The sequence below is a fragment of the Brevibacterium sp. 1718 genome (genome assembly GCF_051131255.1).
Taxonomy (GTDB): domain Bacteria; phylum Actinomycetota; class Actinomycetes; order Actinomycetales; family Brevibacteriaceae; genus Brevibacterium; species Brevibacterium sediminis.
The window spans coordinates 516829-534889 of the sequence record NZ_CP186550.1; the positions used below are offsets into that span (position 1 = coordinate 516829).

Sequence of the window (18061 nt, forward strand, 5' to 3'; positions counted from 1 at the left end):
GAGGGATGCGACCGCCGGTGCGGATTGCGACTCACGGTGCGGTGTGCCACTAGTGGTGCGGGGTGCGACTCAAGGTGAGGGGCGGGGGAAGGTGCTGCGCCGCGGCGAAGCGGATCAGGACGCTTCGCCTCGGCGAATAATGGCGCCCCGGCCGCACCTCACACGGCGGCTCCCGCGATCACTTTCCGCGGAGGGCCTTGACCTTCGCGAGGAGTTCGTTCTCGGCATTGGGGCCGGCCTTGATGCCGGTGGGCAGCTTGATCATGAACCAGATGCCGACGAGCAGCCACACCGCGAAGCCGACCCACGACTGCCATGCCAGCTGCGCAGACACCGGGGTGATCGGAATGTAGAGGATGAAGAGGATGAACGTGAGCACCGATGAGATCACGCCGATGACCACTCCGCCATTGCGATCTCCGCCGATGCGCAGTGGGCGTTCCATGTTCGGTTCGCGCTTGCGCAGGACGAGGAAGCCGACGCTGACGAGGAAGTAGGCGATGACGATGGCGGGCGAGCCCGCGTCGACGATCCAGCCGAGCGCTGCAGTGCCGAAGAAGGGAGCGATCGCGGAGAGGATGCCGATGAAGATGATGGCATTCGACGGAGTGCGGTATTTCGGGTGGAGCTTGCCGAACCACTTCGGGATCATTCCGGCCGCGGCCATCGCCCACATGAGACGGGACGAACCCATGAGGAAGGCGTTCCACGACGTGATGATGCCCGCGAGTCCACCGGCGATGACGATCTTGCCCCAGATGTCCGAATCGAACATGATCGACAGTGCGTCTGCGGTGACGAGGTCATGAGTGCCCAGCTCGTCGGCTGGCATCGCCATCGAGGTGGTGCCGATGATGATGATGTAGAAGACGATAGCCATGATGACGGAGAGGACGACGAGCTTGCCGATCTTCGCCGGTGGCAGCTTGACCTCCTCGGCGGACTGCGGGATGACGTCGAAGCCGACGAAGAGGAACGGCACGACCGCCATGACGCCGATGAATCCGGCGCCGCCGCCGGTGAACAGCGGCTCGGTGTTCTCGAGGCTGCCGCCGACGAAACCGCCGGTGAGCAGCATGAGACCGACGATGATGAGGAACCACACGACGAAGGTCTGGACCATCGAAGCGAGCTTGACGCCGCGGATGTTCACCCAGGCGATGATGATGGCTGTGATCGTGCCGACGAGTGCCCAGGTGAGGTACACGTCGAAGCCGGCGACGTTCCAGAGCTTGATCTGCTCGAGGTTCGGGAACAGGTAGACGGCGGTCTTCGGCACCGATACCGCCTCGAACATGACGACGCTGATGTAGCCGCCGGTGATCGCCCATGATCCGAACAGGGAGACGCGGGGACCCATCGCCCGGATGAGATAGTTGTGCTCCCCGCCGGCATGCGGCATCGCTGCCACCATTTCCGAGTACACGGTGCCGACGAAGCACATGATGATGCCGCCGACGGCGAAGGCGATGATGGCGCCGAGCGTGCCTGCACCGTTGAGCCACTCCCCGGTGAGGACGACCCAGCCGAAGCCGATCATGGCACCGAATCCGATGAAGAGTGCGTCGACCGTGCCGAGAGCCCGGACGAAGCCGTGGCCTCGATCTCCGGTGACGGTCTGGGTTTCAGGTTGACTCATGAGGTTCCTCGACACTTCTCTGTGGATGGACGAACAGGTGCTGGGCCGTGCCCCGGGCATGAGCCGAATCACGGCAACTCCGATAAGGCAGAGTAGCAGGATTCTGACCGTTACCGGTGAGTTGCCTGCGGGTGACGCCGAACCGTTGCGATGGTGCTACATTTCGTCTGGTGCACAGCTCACATCGCTCAGCGATCGTCCGCGTCATCGCGGGCTACCTGGCAGCGTTGGTCACCGGAACCACTCTGCTCATGACCCCGGCGGCCACGGTCGCCGACGGCGGCATCTCACTGCTCAAAGCCCTCTTCACGGCCACCTCGGCGCTCAGCGTCACCGGACTCGTCGTCCTCGACACCGGTCAGGACTTCACGCTCTTCGGTCAGATCGTCATCATCTGCCTCATCCAGGCCGGCGGTCTCGGCGTGCTCCTGCTCACCGCACTGCTTGCCCTGCTGCTGGCGGGAAAGGCCGGTCTCCGGCTCCGCCAATCCGTGGCCTCGGAGACGAAGAGCGATGCGATCGGCGGCGTCAAGCCTCTCGTCCTGCGCATCACGGCACTGACCTTCGGCACGGAACTCGTGGTCGCCTCGGCGCTGTTCCTCCGATTCTTCCTCCACTACGACGAACCCGTCACGGCCGCGATCTGGGATGCGATCTTCCACGCGATCTCCGCGTTCAACAACGCCGGATTCGGGCTCCGTCAGGACAACCTCGTCGACTACGTGGCCGATCCCTTCATCTGCGGTCCGATCGGACTGGCGGTCATCCTCGGCGGGCTCGGCTATCCCGTCCTCATCGAACTCGTCCGGCGCTACCGAACTCCGCTGAAGTGGGGTCTGACCACGCGGATCATGGTCGTCATCACCCCGGTTCTGCTCATCGGCGGCACTGTCTTCATTGCCGTCATCGAGTGGAACAATGCGGCGACGATGGGCCATCTCGACGCGTGGGGGAAGATCCAAGCAGCGACCTTCCAATCGACGATCACGCGCACGGCCGGGTTCAACTCGATCGACATCAGCCAGATGCACACGGTGTCCTGGTTCGGGATGGACGTCCTCATGTTCATCGGCGGCGGACCGGCCGGCACGGCCGGCGGCGTGAAGATTACGACGATGGCGGTGCTCGCGGCGACGACGTGGACGGAGATCAGCGGCGGACGATCCGTGACCCTGTTCGGTCGCCGCATCTCCCGTGACGTGCATCGACAGGCGACGACGGTCATCGTCCTCGCGCTCGGCTGGGTGCTGCTGGCGACGATGGTCATCCTCCTCTGCGACCCGAGATTCGGCCTCAGCCGGGTCCTCTTCGAGGTCATCTCCGGATTCGGCACGGTCGGTCTGTCGACCGGGATCACCGCAGATCTGTCCGCGCCCAGTCAGATCGTCCTCATCCTCACCATGGCGCTCGGCAGGCTGGGTCCGGTGACCGTGGCGTCCGGTCTGGCCCTGCGCGAGCGCCCCATCCGCTACGAACTGCCGAAGGAACGGCCACTGATCGGCTGATGGCAGGTCCGTCGAAAGCCGAATCAACGACTGCCGACACCCCTGCCGAGGCGGCCCAGAAAGGAAAAGACCATGAACGAGAAGAAGAACTGGATGGCGCGCTCCGCGTCGTTCTTCACCGGCGACCCCTCGCCGCTGGCGAAGGACGGAGCGGTGGCCGTGATCGGGCTCGGCCGCTTCGGCGGATCCCTGGCGCGCGAACTCGCAGAGCATGGAGTCGAGGTCATCGGCGTCGACCGTGACGAGTCCGTCGTGGCCGAGTTCGCCGATGTCCTCGCTCATGCCTCTCGCGCCGACGCCACCGACGAGGTGGTGCTGCGACAGCTCGGCATCGACGAGGTCTCCCGCGTCGTCATCGCCATCGGCAGCGACCTCGAGGCGAGCATCCTCGTGGCCTCGCGGATCCTCAAGCTCGGCAATCGGCACATCTGGGCGAAGGCGATCAGCGAAACCCACGCCGAGATCCTCCATCAGCTGGGCATCGGCAACGTCATCAGCCCCGAGAACGACATGGGTAGGCGTCTGGCCCACCTGATCAGGGGGCATATCTCGGACTTCCTGCCCATCGACGAGGACTTCGTTCTGGCGCGCACCACTCCGCCGGTGCGCACGACCGACGTGCCTTTGGCCTCGCTGGGGCTGCGCACGAGGTACGACGTCACGATCGTCGCGTTCAAACGCCGCGGCGGCACCCACTGGGACATCGCCGATCGGGACGTCACGCTCTACGCCGACGACGAGATCCTCGTGGCCGGCAGCCCGAAGAAGGTCGAAGCGTTCAGTGAATTGGACAAGGACGCCGACGCATAGGTCGACGTCCTTGGGGGCCGTGTTGCCGCGGTTGGTCCGGCGACCGTCACTCGCCGAGGTCGACGACCTCGAACTCGAGGAGGTTCGCCTGCTCGGAGACCGGAGCCTTGCCGGTCGATTCGTGGGAGGACGTCCGGTTGGCCTTCCAGTTCTCGAAGTCCTCCTTCGTCGCCCACTGGGTGTAGACGAAGTACTGGTCCCCGCCGGCCACCGGACGCAGCAGCTGGAAGCCTTCGAAACCGGGCGCCCCATCGACAGAATGCTTGCGCTGCGCGAACCGCTTTTCGAGTTCCGCCCGAGCGGGTTCGGGGACGGTGAGGGCATTGATGGCGACGACTGACATGGTTGCTCCTGTTCGAGTTGGCAGCTGAGTCACCTCGACCCTACGTCGTTGACCCGAGCGCTGTCCGAAGAGTCCGATTGTTCGCCCGCAGAGTCTCAGATCCGATCTCAGGGCTGGTCTCGGAATCTGCTTCAGAAGTCCTGTCTGCGCAGCCGCCACGTCGCCAGAACTGCTCCGCCGACCACCCAGGCGACGAGGACGAGGAGGGCCGGGAGGACACCGATGTACTCGGTCCCTCCCGCCTCGGCGACCCCGCTGATGTTGTGCACGGCGCCCAAAGGGAGGAGCGGTCGGAGGACGGACGCGAGAGCGTCCGGCAGCCAGCCGGCGAGCATAGACCCGACCAACAGGGCCAACGGGGTGAGAACTCCGCCGGTGACCGAGCGGAAGACGACCGCACCGAAGACCGCGAGAAGCGAATAGATGACGGGCAGAAAAGTGCTGCCGAAGGCCAGCCGCAGATGGCCGGAGCTGCCGGCCACGGCAAGGACCTCCGACCAGTCGGCCCCGGCGAGCGTGGCCGCGAGGAGGCTGCCGCTGATCGTCACGGCCACGGCCGTGGCGACGGCTGCGACCGTGGCGGCCGCGCCGATGACGACGGCCTTCGCCGCGACGATGCCTGATCGCCCGCGGGCGCGCAGCAGGGCCTCGGTGATCGCGCCGGTGCGGAACTCGACCCCGGCGAACCATGCCGCGAGGACGACGAGCACAGCCGCGGCGGCATCGACGCTGAGGACGCTGGCCGAGAGCACATCCTCGGTGCTCGTCTCCGACAGCGGGGCACCGCGGGTGGCGGGAATGGTGAGCACGAGCAGCACGGCCGAGACCGCGCCCGCGATGAGCGTGACGACGAGCAGCTGACGCGACCGGCGCAGGTCACGGAACTTCACCCATTCGGCACGTATCCAGCTGGGTCGGAGGGCGATCGGTGCGGCCGATACTCGCAGAGAGACCGGGATGGTCGGTGGTGTCGAGGTCATGCCGTCGCTCCCTGTATCGGGTGTCGAAGTGTGTGCCTGTGCCGATCGTCGCCGGTGTCCGTGAGGCCGAGAAAGGTGTCTTCGAGGCCGCGCTCCTCGGTCGCGAGCCCTGTGAGTTCGACCCCGAGACGAACACAGAGCCTGAAGATCTCGACGGGCTCGAGTCCGGTGATCGCGGCGTGAGTGCCCGATCCGTCGGGGTCGACCGAGATGCCCTCGTCCCGCAGGTGATCGAGCAGCGGTGCGAGGTTCGTCCCCTGCACCTGCACCCGGCTTGAGGATTCCCGCCGCAGCTCCTCGAGGGGCCGGTCTGCAATGAGGGCGCCGTCGCGGATGATGATGACGTGATGGGCGATGAGCTCCATCTCCCGCAGCAGATGGCTCGACAGCAGCACCGTTCTGCCTGTGCTCGCGAAATCCGTGAGGAGCGATCGCAGCCACGTGATTCCGGCGGGGTCGAGCCCGTTGAGCGGTTCGTCGAGGATGATCACCTCGGGGTCGGTGAGGAGGGCGGCGGCGATGCCGAGCCGCTGACGCATGCCCAGTGACAGTTGTGAGATGCGGCGGGAGCGTGCGCGGGTGAGGTCGACGAGGTCGAGCATCTCGTCGATCCGGGCGGGTGCGGTTCCCGTTGCCGCGGCGATCCAGTCGAGATGTCCTCGTGCGGTGAGCCCCGGCAGCATGTGCTCGGCGCCGAGGAATGCCCCGGCGATGCGTGCGGGCTCCGCGTGCTCGGGCAGGGGGCGGCCGTGGACGGCTGCGGTGCCGGAGCCCGGTGAGGTGAGGCCGAGGATCATCTGCAGCGTCGTTGATTTGCCCGCGCCGTTGGGGCCGAGGAACCCCGTCACCTGGCCAGGTGCGACGTCGAAGCTGAGTTCGTCGACGACGCGGTGTCCGCCGTAGCTCTTCGTCAGACCGCGGACCGAGATGCCTTCATCGACCGATGGCAATACATTCATACTGCAATAATGATGCAAGTTGAACGTATTGTAAAGTGGGAGGATGCCGAAGATCGTCGACCATGCCCAGCGCCGCACCGAGATCGTCCATGCCCTGTGGCAGGTCATCTATCTCAAAGGGATCGACGGGGTGTCGTTCCGTTCCGTCGCCGAGGCGGCAGGCATCTCCATCGGTCGCGTGCAGCATTACTTCCCCTCGCGCAGTGAGCTCATCCTCGAGGGGTGCCGACAGATCGTCGACAGCGCCGAGGCGGCAGGTCCGGAAGGTGCCGATGCGTCGTCCGACCCCGGTTCCGCCGAGGCGGTGAGTGCGCTCCGTGAGTTCTGTTTCGCATTCATTCCCGCTGGTGAGACGATGTGCATCGGTGCATCCGTGTGGTACACCTACGTCGCCCGGGCGGTGATGGACGAGCAGATCGCCGACATCATCCGCGCCAGCGATCGTGCGACTCTCGAGCTCGGAATCCGCCTCTATCGGGCGGTCTGTGGGGGCGATGGTGACGCTGAAACCGACGACGCCGATGGCACCGGAGGCACCGGTGGCACCGATGACTCCGGTGGCACCGATGGCGAGGTTGCGACTGCGTGGGCGATGCGGATGATCGCCTTGGGCAAGGGGCTGGCTCAGGAAGTCATGCTCGATGAGCGCAGCGCCGCCTCGGCGAAGGCAATCCTCGAAGCGGAACTGGAACCACTGGTCGCACACTGACGTCACATTCTGGGAACGGTCCGGCGCCGTACCGTCGGAGGAGATTGTTGAGGCGATTGTTGGGTCGATCCACGGTGTTCTGGAGGTCGAAAACACCGTGGATCGACCCAGCAATTCAGTCGGAAGGTACGGCGGGGCGGTCTTCGGCTGGCACGTCGCCGCCGGGCGCTATTCGCCGTCGACGACCTCGAGCTGGGTGAAGGTCAGTCCGGGGGAGTGGACATCGGCTGCGCGGCGGATGCGTTCGGCGGTGAGTTCGCTGATCGTAGGGAATTCGACTCCGCCACCAGCTGCCGTCACCACGGCCCGGGCCGTCTTCGACCGCAGCGGCTCCGGGGTCTGCACGAGCACGAACGACCGCGACCCCTGATCCCGTTCGTTCGCGGCCATCACGGCCTGCGCAGTGGTCCCGGACCCGGCGAAGAAGTCGAGGACGATGGCATCGGAGTCGAAGAATGTCTGCGAGGCTACGAGCGCCTTCACCAGCTCGACCGGCTTCGGGTAGCTGAACACTCCCGCCAGGCCCAGCGGCTCCAGATCGTTCTGCCCGCCGAGCGCCTTGATGATCGAGTACAGCTTCGAACTCGCCTTCTCCGCCGGGGTCACCCGCACCACCGCGTGCTTGCCCTCTGTGCCCCAGGGTCGCAGGATGTACTCGCCCGATTCCAGCTTCGCGTCCACCTCGGCGAGTTTACCCTCACCCTTGACGGCGACGATGTCCTCGTACATCAGCCGCCGCTCGGACCCGCGGGCATAGCGGCCGAAGCCGGCGCGCAGCACATCGGTCTCCACGAGCATCCGCCTGCCGTTGATGACCTCGAGCTTCGCCGGTGACTTCTTCTCTGTGAGGAACGGCCCGACCTGATTCGCATCGCGGGCCCACACGTGCACATAGTCGTGCCCGCGCACGAAGGAGCGGGCGTTGCCGCCGCCCTTCGCGCGCTGATGGATGAGCGTGCCCAGCGAATTGTCTTCACCGAAGATCTCGTGCCCGAGCAGCTGAGCCCACGCGCTCTCCTTGTCGTCGAGATGGAGGAAAAGCACCCCGTCCTCACGCATGAGCTCACGGGCGAGCAGCAGCCGCGGGGCCATGAATGACAGCCAACTGGCGTGATCGTGCCCGTGATCTTTGTAGGTGTGCGCGTTGCCCGTGTTGTACGGCGGATCGATGTAGACGACCTTGACCTGCCGGCGGTGCGTGGCCAGCAGGGCGGTCAGCGCGGGCAGATTGTCCCCGACGACGAGCAGATTCTCGTGTGGATCGGGAACGTGAGCGGTGCCGTCGACGTCCCACAGATGTGGACGACCATCACCGAGGTGGCCCTCCCGTTCAGGGCCACCGTCCACGAGGCGGCGACCGAGGTCGAAGGCGGCGGCCTTGCCGGTCCACTCCAAGACGGTCGTCATCCTTCTCCTTCATCCCGAACGGTGCCAAGATTGCTGTATGAGTATTTCACGAGTGGCCGTGGTCGGTGCCGGTATCCTCGGTGTCGCCGCCGCCCGCGAAGTCACCAAGCGGTTCCCCGACGCCGAGATCACCGTCTTCGACAAAGCTGAGAACGTCGCTGCACATCAGAGCGGTCACACCTCCGGAATCGTCGACTCCGGTCTCGGCCAGAAACCCGACTCGGCGGAGGCGAAGCTCACCCGCCGCGGCCTCGAGCTGCTCATTCCCTATATGGCTGAGGCAGGCGTTCCCTACCGGGAATGCGGGCAGCTGCTCATCGCCCAGAACACCGATGAGGCCGAACGCCTCGAAGAGATCTTCGCCCGCGCCAAAGACAACGAGGTTCCAGGCGCCAGACTGCTCGAGCGCCACGAGATCGGAGCAGTCGAACCGGCCGCCAGAGGAGTTCTCGGGCTCTTCTCACCCCATGCGGCCATCGCCGACTTCTCGGCGCTCACCGCAGCGCTCGCCTCCGATGTGCGCGCCGCCGGAGGGACATTCCGCTTCGGAACCGAGGTCACCGGATTCGACACCATGAGCAACGAAGTCCGACTGCGTGGGCGCCCGGTTCCGCCAGAAGAATCGCCGGCGGGGGAGGGAGCCCCAGCCGGAGAGTCCGATCAGGTCGACCGTGGTGCGAACACGGCCGGCGAACGGGGCGGGTCGGGCAAGGATGCCGTCGATGACCGCGACCGACGCGACGATCAGGTCCACGACCGCGACCAGCGCGACGATCAGGTCCATGACCGTCCGCGCACCTATCGCGGAGAAGAGGGCCGCGAACCCGTCATCGGCATTGCAGACGAGCTGCGCGATCGCTTCGGACAACAGGACTGGTTCAAACAGGCCGAATCGACGCTCGGCGAGTGGACGCAGAAGGTCTCCGACGCGTGGGCGAACCGCGACGGCTCACGCCTCGGCGACTCTGGCTCACGCACCGGTGGAACGCCCGGCGGCAGCGCGCGCAGCGAAGCGCCAGTTGAGGAAGTGCTCGGCACCTTCGACATCGTCATCGTCTGCGCTGGTCTCCAGGCCGATCGCCTCGCCGTCTCTGCGGGACTCGACGCCGAACCGAGGATCGTACCCTTCACCAGCGACTTCTACCGAAGCCCGGCCACCGACACCGAGGTGGTCCGCGGCATCATCGGGTCCGTTCCCGACCCGCAGTCCCCGTTCGCCGAAACCTCGATCGTCCGAGGACTCGACGACGGACTCATCCTCGGACCGAACACCTTCGTCGCCCTCGGCCGCGAGTCCTATGATCGGCACGGATTCGACCTGGCCGACATCACATCGACCGCCCGGTCCAAGGGGTTCTGGAAGTTCGCCGCACAGACTGCGAAGACAGCGGCCCGCGGAGTGAAGCCTATTGTGAGCAAGACTGCTTTCGTCGACGGAATCCGCCGCTTCGTTCCCGAGCTCGACCAGAACGACGTGGCGCCCGGGGCCCGCGGTGTCCGAGCTCAGGCGATGACCGCCGAAGGCGAACTCATCGACGAACTCACCATGACCAGGCGCGGCAGGCTGACCGTGGTCAGGTCCGTGCCGAAGTGGGCGGCCACCTCGGCGCTGGCGATTGCCGAAACGATCGTCGATCGGGCCTTCGAGAACGCGGCCCGCTGAGATCGCCCCGCCGCGGACCGTGCCGCGCTGACGTTCCCAGCTGACCTGCACCGCCGCTCTGGGACGCAGACAGCTCCTATGGTAATTTAGCTTAGGCTAACCAAACTATGAGCGAAAGTGACGATGCCCGTGCCCGCGATTCGACCCGCCTCCACCTCGACGTCTCCGACATTGGCGGTCCGCCGGCGCCGATTGCCGGCACTGACCTTCGCGTTCGCCCTCGCGCTCACCGGGTGCGGGGGAGGCTCCGCCGACGGGACCGATGCAGAACGAGCGAGTGCAGGCAGCGTCGACGACGCCTTCGGCTCCGTTGACATCGGGAAGGCCGAACGCGTGGTCGCTCTCTCCGTCTCCGATGCGGACGCTGCTCTTTCCGTAGGTGTGGTCCCCGTGGCGATGACCGAAGCTCCGGTCGAGCCCGTGATGCCGTGGGCGGAGGAGACGATCGATGAGCTCGGCGGCGACGATCCGGAGCTCTTCCACTGGTCGACCGAAGACACGATCCCATTCGAGGACATCGCGGCGTGGAAGCCCGATCTGATCCTGGCGACCGGGACCATCATCGGCAAGGATACCCACGACCAGCTCAGCGAAATCGCGCCGACCCTGGGCACGGCCGAGGAGAATACCCCCGACAGCTGGCAGTCACAGGCCGAGCGGGTCTCGACCGTTCTCGATGCGAAAAACGAAGGGGAGGAAGCGATCGAAGCGGCGCAGACAGCGATCGACGATGCGGCAAAGGGCCACCCGGACCTCACCGACAGGTCCTTCCTCGTCGCGCTCTTCCACAGCCCCGACGAGGTGGGAGTGCTGACCGATCGGGACTCGGCCACCGTCCAATTCTTCAGCGAACTCGGGCTGACGCTCGACCCCGTGGCTGACAAGATGGCCGACGGGTCGGTCCCCGACAGCCTGTCCCTGGAGAAGCTCGACGTCCTGCAGAGCGATATCCTCGTCGGTTACTTCCCCGATCCGGAGCTGCGGAAGAAGTACGACGGAGTCCCCACGTTCTCGAGCCTGCCAGCCGTTGAAGGCGGCCACTTCTACCAGCCGACCGATGAGGAATGGCGCGGGCTGCGCTCCGTCTCCGCGCTCGCGCTGCCCGAGATCGTCGGCCCCATCGCAGAGAAGCTCGACACGGCGGCGGTCGGATCATGACCGGGACCAGCGCGATCAATTCGTCGGCGGAGCAGACCGGTTCGGCCTCTGCCCTGTGCACCTGGACAGAGATCGGCCCGGACGAGAGCTGGAGGCTGCAGGTGGAACTTCCGGCCACAGCCATCCCCGCCGAGGCAGTCCCCGGAGACGAGCAGGAGATCTTCGTCGACCTCAACGGAGTCACCGACCGACGGAATGTGCCCGGCGGGATCATGACCCGGCGCCCTGCCCGGGACGAGGGCGGCGACAGTGCCGACGGTGCCGACGCGACGAGGTATTCGATCGAGCTGCCGGTTCCGCGAGGGTATCGCGGGGCGCTTCGCTTTCTGCCCGTGCCACGAGGGCTCCAAGTTGCCGACCGTCCGACCTGGCTCGATGTCCTCGAACGGGGGTTCGTCCCCGCCGGTGACCATGATCTGCTCACGATCACGGACATGCGCAGGAAACAGGTCCTCGAGCTCGCCGCACCCGATGCCCGGCCCCTGATCTGGACCGGTGGGGACCGGCCGGCGACCGACTCCCGCAGCGGGGCAGGCGAAGGTCGGCCCGACGTCGACGAACAGGTCATCACCCTCGGTTCCGCGCCGAGGCGGATCTGGACCCACCGACCGCAGCGAGGTCCCGCCTCGGCGCCGGTGCTCGTCGTCTTCGACGGGGAGAGGTTCATCCGCGGGGGACTGCTCGCAGCGATCGACGAGCTTGTGTCTCCTCCGTCAACGGTCATCGCCATCGACCATGCACCCGTCGGGGCCGACGGCCCCGACGAGAACGCGGCCGTCGGCCAGCGCGCCGACGACCTCGTGATGAATTCTCGGTTCTGCGACGACGTGCTCGCACTCGTTCGTCAGACGGCGCCGGAGGTCTCGGCCCGCACGATCGTCGCGGGCGCCTCCTACGGCGGACTGGCCGCGGCGTACTTCTCCCTGCGGCACCCGGAAGCATTCCGCGGGATCTGCCTTTCGCCGTCGTTCTGGGAATCCGACGATCAGGGGCGCAGGATCTGGGATCTCGCGCCGAGCCGAGCGGACGGTGAGGCGGGCGGACGCGCAGGGGTGCCGGAGTCTCGGACGGTGGAAACCCGGCCGGCGACCGCCGCACATCCGACGTTCAGTGTCGACCACGGGATCCTCGAGACTGTCATTGCGGACTCTGTCGCCGAGGCGACCGAGGAGTTCGCTGCTCGCGGCATCGACTTCGTGCCCCGACCGTTCGTGGGCGGGCACGAGTATCTGTGGTGGCGTGAACTCATGCTCATCCGCCTGGCCGAAGTCCTGGCGGAATAGCCCCACCGCTCGTCAGGCCTGGTCACGGGACACCCGAAGTGGGGGAGCCGCCTCGGCGAGGGTTTTCTGCACCGTCGATCGGAGCCGTCGATCAGTCGGAATGGCGTTCGAGGAACTCGTAGACCTCGGTGTCGTCGACGCCGGGAACCGCTCCGGGCGGGACCGCGGCGAGCAGGGAGGCGTGCATGCGGGCCGACGGCAGCGCCTGATCCTCCCATTTCTCGGCCAGGTCATCCGGGGCCTGCCGGCAGCAGGACGGATCCGGGCATCCGGACTGCGAGCGGATCGGTGACTCCCGTCCTTCGAACCAGCGGACGTGGGAGAACGGGACGCCGACGCTGATGGCGTAGTCGCCGCCGGGCAGCACTCGGGCGGTGCACCAGAACGATCCGTGCGGGGTATCGGTGTACTGGTAGTAAGGGCTGAATCGGTCGGCGACACGGAAGACGGTGCGCGACGTGAAGCGTTTGCACGCAAACTGTCCCTCGATCGCGCCGAGCGGATCGGTGGGGAACGGCAGCCCGTCATTCGAGTACGCCTTGTGGATCGTGCCGGAATTGTGGACCTTCATGAAGTGCACGGGCAGTCCGAGGTGCTCGGTGGCGAGGTTCGTGAACCGGTGGGCGGCCATTTCGTAGCCGACGCCGAACATATCGCGCAGATGCTCGACGGAGAGCACCCGCTTCTTCTTCTCCTCCTCGAGCATCGGCACGGCCGCGGACTCCGGAAGCAGGATCGCGGCCGCCAGATAGTTCGCCTCGACGCGCTGCTGAAGGAATTCGTGGAAGTCCTTCGGGGAGTCATAGCCGAGCACATGCGGAGCCAGGCTCATGAGCAGGTGCGACCGCGGATCGAAGGCGGCGTCGGCGTTGGGCAGATACAGCCGCTTGTTCGCGGTATCCGAGATCGACCGGGTCGATTCGGGCAGGTCGGAGACGTAGTGGAGGCTGAAGCCGAGCTTCTCGGCGATGAGTGCCGTCTGCCGCTGTGACACCGTTCCGGATTCGTAGCCGACGAGGTCGAGCAGCTCGGCGGCAGTGGCCTCGAGGTCGGCGAAGTAGTTGTTCTTCTCCTTCATCCGATCCCGCAGCTCCCGGTTGGCCCGCCTGGCCTCCTCCGGGGTGGCCGCACGCCGTTCCAGGGCCTCGCCGAGCTGGCGTTGAAGCCCCACGATCGCCTCGAGGGCATCGGCCGGCAGCGACTTGATCCGCACCTGCGGCAGGCCGAGGGCCGAGTACATGGGGGAGGCCTGATTGCGTTCGGCCTCCAACTCGAGGGCCTGTCGTTCGTCGATCGGAGCGGGGTCGATGAGCTCGGAGACATCCGTCTTCAGCGCCTTAGCAATCGCGGCCAGGAGCGTGACAGAAGTTTCTCGCTTGCCGTTCTCGATCGTCGAGATCTGCGAGGCCGCACGCCCTACTTCCTGCCCCAGCTCGTTGAGGGTCAAACCGCGCTTCTTTCGAAAAAAGCGGATTCTTCTGCCGATGCTGAGTGGGTCGGTCTGCTGCTCTTCGCTCTCGACTTCCGCGCCAACGCTGTTCAAGGCGCCTCCCTCGGTTTCTATGTGCTGGTTCACATGGTTGAAAAACAGTATGACAGAACCGCGAAATTTCTGAAACCGGAAATATCGAGATTATTCATCCAGAAATTCAGTGCGAGAGCCCTTGCAGCCCCCGCAGACTGGATACATCAACAACCCCGAGAGATCGAGAAAGAGAAGGACAATGACTGAGAACACCACGCAGAACAGCTTGCACGATGCTGAAGCCATCCGCCGCGACTGGGCGACCAACGCCCGCTGGTCGGGAATCGCTCGCGACTACGAGCCCGAGGATGTCGTCAAACTGCGCGGTTCGCTGATCGAGGAGCACACGCTGGCCCGTCACGGAGCCGAGCGCCTCTGGAACCAGATCACCGCCGGCGACATCCACTCCGGTGACTACGTCAACGCCCTCGGTGCGCTGACCGGCAACCAGGCAGTCGAGCAGGTCAAAGCCGGCCTCAACGCCATCTACCTCTCCGGTTGGCAGGTCGCCGCCGACGCGAACGCCGCCGGCCAGACCTACCCCGACCAGTCGATCTACCCGGCCAACTCGGTGCCGCAGGTCGTCCGCCGTATCAACAACGCTCTGATGCGCGCCGACCAGATCGAGACCTCGGAAGGCAACAAGCAGGTCGATGACTGGTTCGCTCCGATCGTCGCTGACGCGGAAGCAGGCTTCGGCGGCACGATCAACGTCTACGAGCTCATGCGCTCGATGATCGCTGCCGGCGCAGCCGGTGTGCACTTCGAGGATCAGCTCGGCTCCGAGAAGAAGTGCGGCCACCTCGGCGGCAAGGTCCTCGTTCCGACCTCGCAGCACATCCGCACCCTCAACGCCGCCCGCCTCGCGGCCGACGTCGAGAACGTGCCCAGCCTCGTCATCGCCCGCACCGACGCCGAGGCAGCCACGCTGATGACCTCGGACATCGACGAGCGCGACCAGCAGTTCGTCACCGGTGAGCGCACCGCCGAAGGCTTCTACAAGATCACGAACGGACTCGAAGCCGGCATCGCTCGCGGACTGTCCTACGCTCCGTACGCGGATCTGCTGTGGATGGAGACCTCGACGCCCGACCTCGAAGCTGCGAAGAAGTTCGCCGAGGCGATCCACGCCGAGTACCCGGACCAGATGCTGTCCTACAACTGCTCGCCGTCGTTCAACTGGCGCAAGCACCTCGACGATGCGACCATCGCGAAGTTCCAGCGCGAGCTCGGAGCCATGGGCTACAAGTTCCAGTTCATCACGCTGGCCGGCTTCCACGCGCTCAACTACTCGATGTTCGATCTGGCTCACGGCTACGCCCGCGAACAGATGAAGGCATACGTCGACCTGCAGGAACGCGAGTTCGCAGCCGAAGAACGCGGATACACCGCGACCCGCCACCAGCGCGAGGTCGGCACCGGATACTTCGACCTGGTTTCGACCGCGGTCAACCCGGAGTCCTCGACCACCGCGCTGGCCGGCTCCACCGAAACCGCTCAGTTCCACTGAGCCGCACCGGGTTCACGCCCCGCTGACCAGCGGGGATGAACCCACCCAGAACCCGGGGCGGATCGGCAGTGTTTTCACGGGGTTTACATTGTCGATCCGCTCCGTCACACCACAGACGAGTCGAAACCCCGCCACGATCCCAACGCACGGCTCACGACTTACGGCAGAGCCGCCTCGGCGAGGATCACCCACAGAACCAGCCACACATTCCAGGCACACACTACGACGGGTGAGGAGAAGCCCATGTCTTACATCAAGATCAACGCGCCGCTCGAAACCGGCTTCGGCACCGTCCTTTCGGAGCCTGCTCTGACGTTCATCGCCAAGCTCCACGACGAGTTCGCCGGCACCATCTGCGACGTGCTGCGCACGCGCCGGGCCCGCGCGGCCGAGATGAACGGCGGAACCCTCCCCCGTTTCAAGCCCGAGACCGCACGCATCCGCGCCGACCGCTCCTGGTCGGTCGCCGGATCCGCCGGCGCCCCCGGCCTCGAAGACCGCCGCGTGGAGCTCACCGGCCCGGTCACCGAGGATGAGGTCGTGGCGGCACTGAACTCGCAGGCGAAGGTGTGGCTGGCCGACCTCGAAGACGCCACGAGCCCCACCTGGGCCAATGTCATCGGCGGGCAGGTCAACCTCTTCCGCGCCATCCGCGGACAGCTGCCCGGCGTCAACAACGACAACCAGCCGACCATCGGACTGCGCCCCCGCGGTTGGCACCTGCCCGAGAAGCACCTGATCTACGTCGATGACAACGGCCAGGAGTTCTCGACCTCCGGTGCTCTCGTCGACTTCGGTCTGTACTTCTTCCACAACGCCCGCCACCTCATCGACAACGGCTCCGGCCCGTACTTCTACCTGCCGAAGCTCGAGTCCTCGCAGGAAGCACGCCTGTGGAACAAGGTGTTCGTCCTGGCGCAGAACATGCTGGGCATCCCGCACGGCACCATCCGGGCCACCGCTCACATCGAGACGATCACCGCGGTGTTCCAGATGGAAGAGATCCTCTTCGAGCTGCGCGAGCACTGCGCAGGCCTCGAGGCCGCCGGTTGGGACTACCTGTTCTCCGTGGTGAAGAACCTGCGCAACACCACCGACTACGTTCTGCCCGACCGTGAGCGTCTGACGATGGACCTGCCGCTGATGAAGGCGTTCACCGACCGCCTCGTGGCCACCTGCCACCGTCGCGGAGCACACGCGATCGGCACGATGTCCAACCTCATGGCCGATCACCCGGACCAGGAATTCGTGGCCGCCGAGTTCGAGCGCATGCGAGAGGACAAGGCCCGCGAGGCCTGGCAGGGCTTCGACGGCACCTGGGTGGCCGACCCGGCACTGGTTCCGGCGGCTCTGGCCGTGTTCGACGCCGCCCTGGGTTCGCAGCCGCACCAGCTGGAGAACAAGCGCCCCGATGTGCAGGTGACCAGCGAGAACATCCTCGACATCACCGGCCTCGAACCGGTCGTGACCGAAGAGGGTGTGCGGGTGAACATCCGCGTGGCCATCGGGTACATGAACGAATGGCTCGGCGGCAACGGGCACGTGGCTCTGGAGAACCAGCTCGAAGACGTGTCGACGGCTGAGATCTGTCGCTCGCAGATCTGGCAGTGGATCCGCCACGAGGTGACTCTGGACAACGGGCAGCAGCTGACCTCGCGTCTGGTGGAGCGCTACCTCGGCGAGGAGCTGGCTCTGATGGAGCGCACCGCCGACGATCACTTCGATGAGGCCGTGGAGATCTTCCGCGAGACGGCAATGGGCGAGGAGTTCGCCGAGTTCCTCACCATGCCGGCCTACACCGACCACCTGGTCGACCGGGTGTCCAAGGCCAGCGAAGCCTTCGTCGCCTAACAATTGCTACCTGACGGCGGCCCAGCAACCTCGAGCGAGGTTGCTGGGCCGCCGTCAGGTAGTTTTGGGCGGGATCGTGTGGGGACTCAGCTCCAGTCCATGCCTTCGGGCGGCCACGGTTCGCCGTCCGCCTGAGCGTTGAGCTGGTAGGCGATCGCGCCGTCGATCGATTCGCGGATGATGTCAGCGTGGCCGGCGTGGCGGGCGATCTCGGTGGCCAGGTGCCACAGGATCCAGCGCACCGTCATCGTGAAATCGTTGGGCATCCACGGGTTGTACGGCATCGGAACTTCGGTGCCGAGGTCGGTCCCCGCGTCGTCGACTGCGGCCCTCGCGTCCTCGATCCCGTCGATGACCTTGTCGAAGATTGCGACCGCCTCGGTGATGTCGAGGTCGGGGAGAGCGGACCCGTCGAACATCGCTGTCAGCCCCAACTTCTCGTTGACCGTCCGGTAGTCATCCTCGCCGACCTCTCGCGTCGGGTCCTTGACTTGAATGAGCCAGTTATTGACCACCTGTGTTCCGTGAACGATGAGGCCCGCGATACTCAATCCACTGGCCGTCGGCGTGCTGCGGGCCTGCTCATCGGTCAGGCCCTGCGCCGTGAGCTTGAGCTGGGTGCACTGCTGGGTGAGGTAGGTGAACGCGGCGTCGGCTTCGCTCGTGACGGAAGGGGTGAAGAACGGCATGATCTCTCCTTTGCAATGTCCGCCGCGGCC

At 65.7% G+C, this 18061-nt stretch carries 15 protein-coding genes; 8 read left to right on the forward strand and 7 right to left on the reverse strand.

Translation table 11 applies throughout. The annotated features are described in order from the left end of the window. Positions 1-178: 178 nt before the first annotated feature. On the reverse strand, positions 179-1639 hold the full coding sequence (locus ACOZ9V_RS02285) for an APC family permease (RefSeq protein WP_181271270.1): 1461 nt from the start codon (positions 1637-1639) through the stop codon (positions 179-181). A gap of 170 nt (positions 1640-1809) precedes the next feature. On the opposite strand from ACOZ9V_RS02285, the gene ACOZ9V_RS02290 reads away from it, so the two are divergent. Continuing rightward, the gene (locus ACOZ9V_RS02290; protein ID WP_229664044.1) at positions 1810-3144 is read left to right on the forward strand and encodes a TrkH family potassium uptake protein; all 1335 of its coding nucleotides are present in this window, start codon (positions 1810-1812) and stop codon (positions 3142-3144) included. A 72-nt stretch (positions 3145-3216) separates the two neighbouring features. Further along, positions 3217-3954, forward strand: a complete 738-nt coding sequence (locus tag ACOZ9V_RS02295) for a potassium channel family protein (protein WP_139469405.1) — start codon at positions 3217-3219, stop codon at positions 3952-3954. A gap of 46 nt (positions 3955-4000) precedes the next feature. Here ACOZ9V_RS02295 and ACOZ9V_RS02300 read toward each other — a convergent pair whose 3' ends face one another. The 3 genes from ACOZ9V_RS02300 to ACOZ9V_RS02310 form a co-directional block, all read right to left on the reverse strand. Next, positions 4001-4297 (reverse strand): antibiotic biosynthesis monooxygenase family protein, encoded by a 297-nt coding sequence (locus tag ACOZ9V_RS02300; RefSeq protein WP_181271269.1) that lies wholly within the window; start codon positions 4295-4297, stop codon positions 4001-4003. Between the two features lie 131 nt (positions 4298-4428). After that, entirely contained in the window at positions 4429-5277 is an 849-nt protein-coding gene (locus ACOZ9V_RS02305; protein WP_181271268.1) for a hypothetical protein, read from the reverse strand. Continuing rightward, the gene (locus tag ACOZ9V_RS02310; protein WP_181271267.1) at positions 5274-6236 is read right to left on the reverse strand and encodes an ABC transporter ATP-binding protein; all 963 of its coding nucleotides are present in this window, start codon (positions 6234-6236) and stop codon (positions 5274-5276) included. Before ACOZ9V_RS02310 ends, ACOZ9V_RS02305 begins: the two co-directional genes overlap by 4 nt. 43 nt (positions 6237-6279) lie before the next feature. On the opposite strand from ACOZ9V_RS02310, the gene ACOZ9V_RS02315 reads away from it, so the two are divergent. Beyond that, entirely contained in the window at positions 6280-6945 is a 666-nt protein-coding gene (locus ACOZ9V_RS02315) for a TetR/AcrR family transcriptional regulator (protein WP_181271266.1), read from the forward strand. A 168-nt stretch (positions 6946-7113) separates the two neighbouring features. Here the strand turns inward: ACOZ9V_RS02315 and ACOZ9V_RS02320 are convergent, their stop codons facing one another. Then, positions 7114-8352: a site-specific DNA-methyltransferase gene (locus tag ACOZ9V_RS02320; protein WP_181271265.1), complete on the reverse strand. Its 1239-nt coding sequence runs from the start codon at positions 8350-8352 to the stop codon at positions 7114-7116. Positions 8353-8389: 37 nt separating this feature from the next. Here ACOZ9V_RS02320 and ACOZ9V_RS02325 point away from each other — a divergent pair, with 37 nt between their 5' ends. The 3 genes from ACOZ9V_RS02325 to ACOZ9V_RS02335 all read left to right on the forward strand — a co-directional run bounded on the left by ACOZ9V_RS02325 (position 8390) and on the right by ACOZ9V_RS02335 (position 12456). Beyond that, positions 8390-10015: an FAD-dependent oxidoreductase gene (locus ACOZ9V_RS02325; RefSeq protein WP_219922295.1), complete on the forward strand. Its 1626-nt coding sequence runs from the start codon at positions 8390-8392 to the stop codon at positions 10013-10015. 123 nt (positions 10016-10138) lie between these two features. Then, on the forward strand, positions 10139-11173 hold the full coding sequence (locus ACOZ9V_RS02330; RefSeq protein ID WP_229664060.1) for an ABC transporter substrate-binding protein: 1035 nt from the start codon (positions 10139-10141) through the stop codon (positions 11171-11173). Further along, entirely contained in the window at positions 11170-12456 is a 1287-nt protein-coding gene (locus ACOZ9V_RS02335) for an alpha/beta hydrolase (protein WP_434593245.1), read from the forward strand. The genes ACOZ9V_RS02330 and ACOZ9V_RS02335 overlap by 4 nt, the downstream gene beginning before the upstream one ends. A gap of 91 nt (positions 12457-12547) precedes the next feature. Here ACOZ9V_RS02335 and ACOZ9V_RS02340 read toward each other — a convergent pair whose 3' ends face one another. After that, positions 12548-13942, reverse strand: coding sequence for a helix-turn-helix domain-containing protein (locus ACOZ9V_RS02340; protein WP_427846185.1), 1395 nt, complete (start codon positions 13940-13942; stop codon positions 12548-12550). 238 nt (positions 13943-14180) lie between these two features. On the opposite strand from ACOZ9V_RS02340, the gene aceA reads away from it, so the two are divergent. Both aceA and aceB read left to right on the forward strand, forming a co-directional pair. After that, positions 14181-15491 (forward strand): isocitrate lyase, encoded by a 1311-nt coding sequence (gene aceA, locus ACOZ9V_RS02345; RefSeq protein ID WP_172172442.1) that lies wholly within the window; start codon positions 14181-14183, stop codon positions 15489-15491. Between the two features lie 243 nt (positions 15492-15734). Next, positions 15735-17342 carry a malate synthase A gene (aceB, locus tag ACOZ9V_RS02350; protein WP_434593250.1) on the forward strand — a complete coding sequence of 536 codons (1608 nt, stop codon included), beginning with the start codon at positions 15735-15737 and terminating at the stop codon, positions 17340-17342. An 86-nt stretch (positions 17343-17428) separates the two neighbouring features. On the opposite strand, the gene ACOZ9V_RS02355 is transcribed toward aceB, so the two are convergent. Then, entirely contained in the window at positions 17429-18031 is a 603-nt protein-coding gene (locus ACOZ9V_RS02355; RefSeq protein ID WP_434593253.1) for a DUF664 domain-containing protein, read from the reverse strand. Positions 18032-18061: the final 30 nt, after the last annotated feature.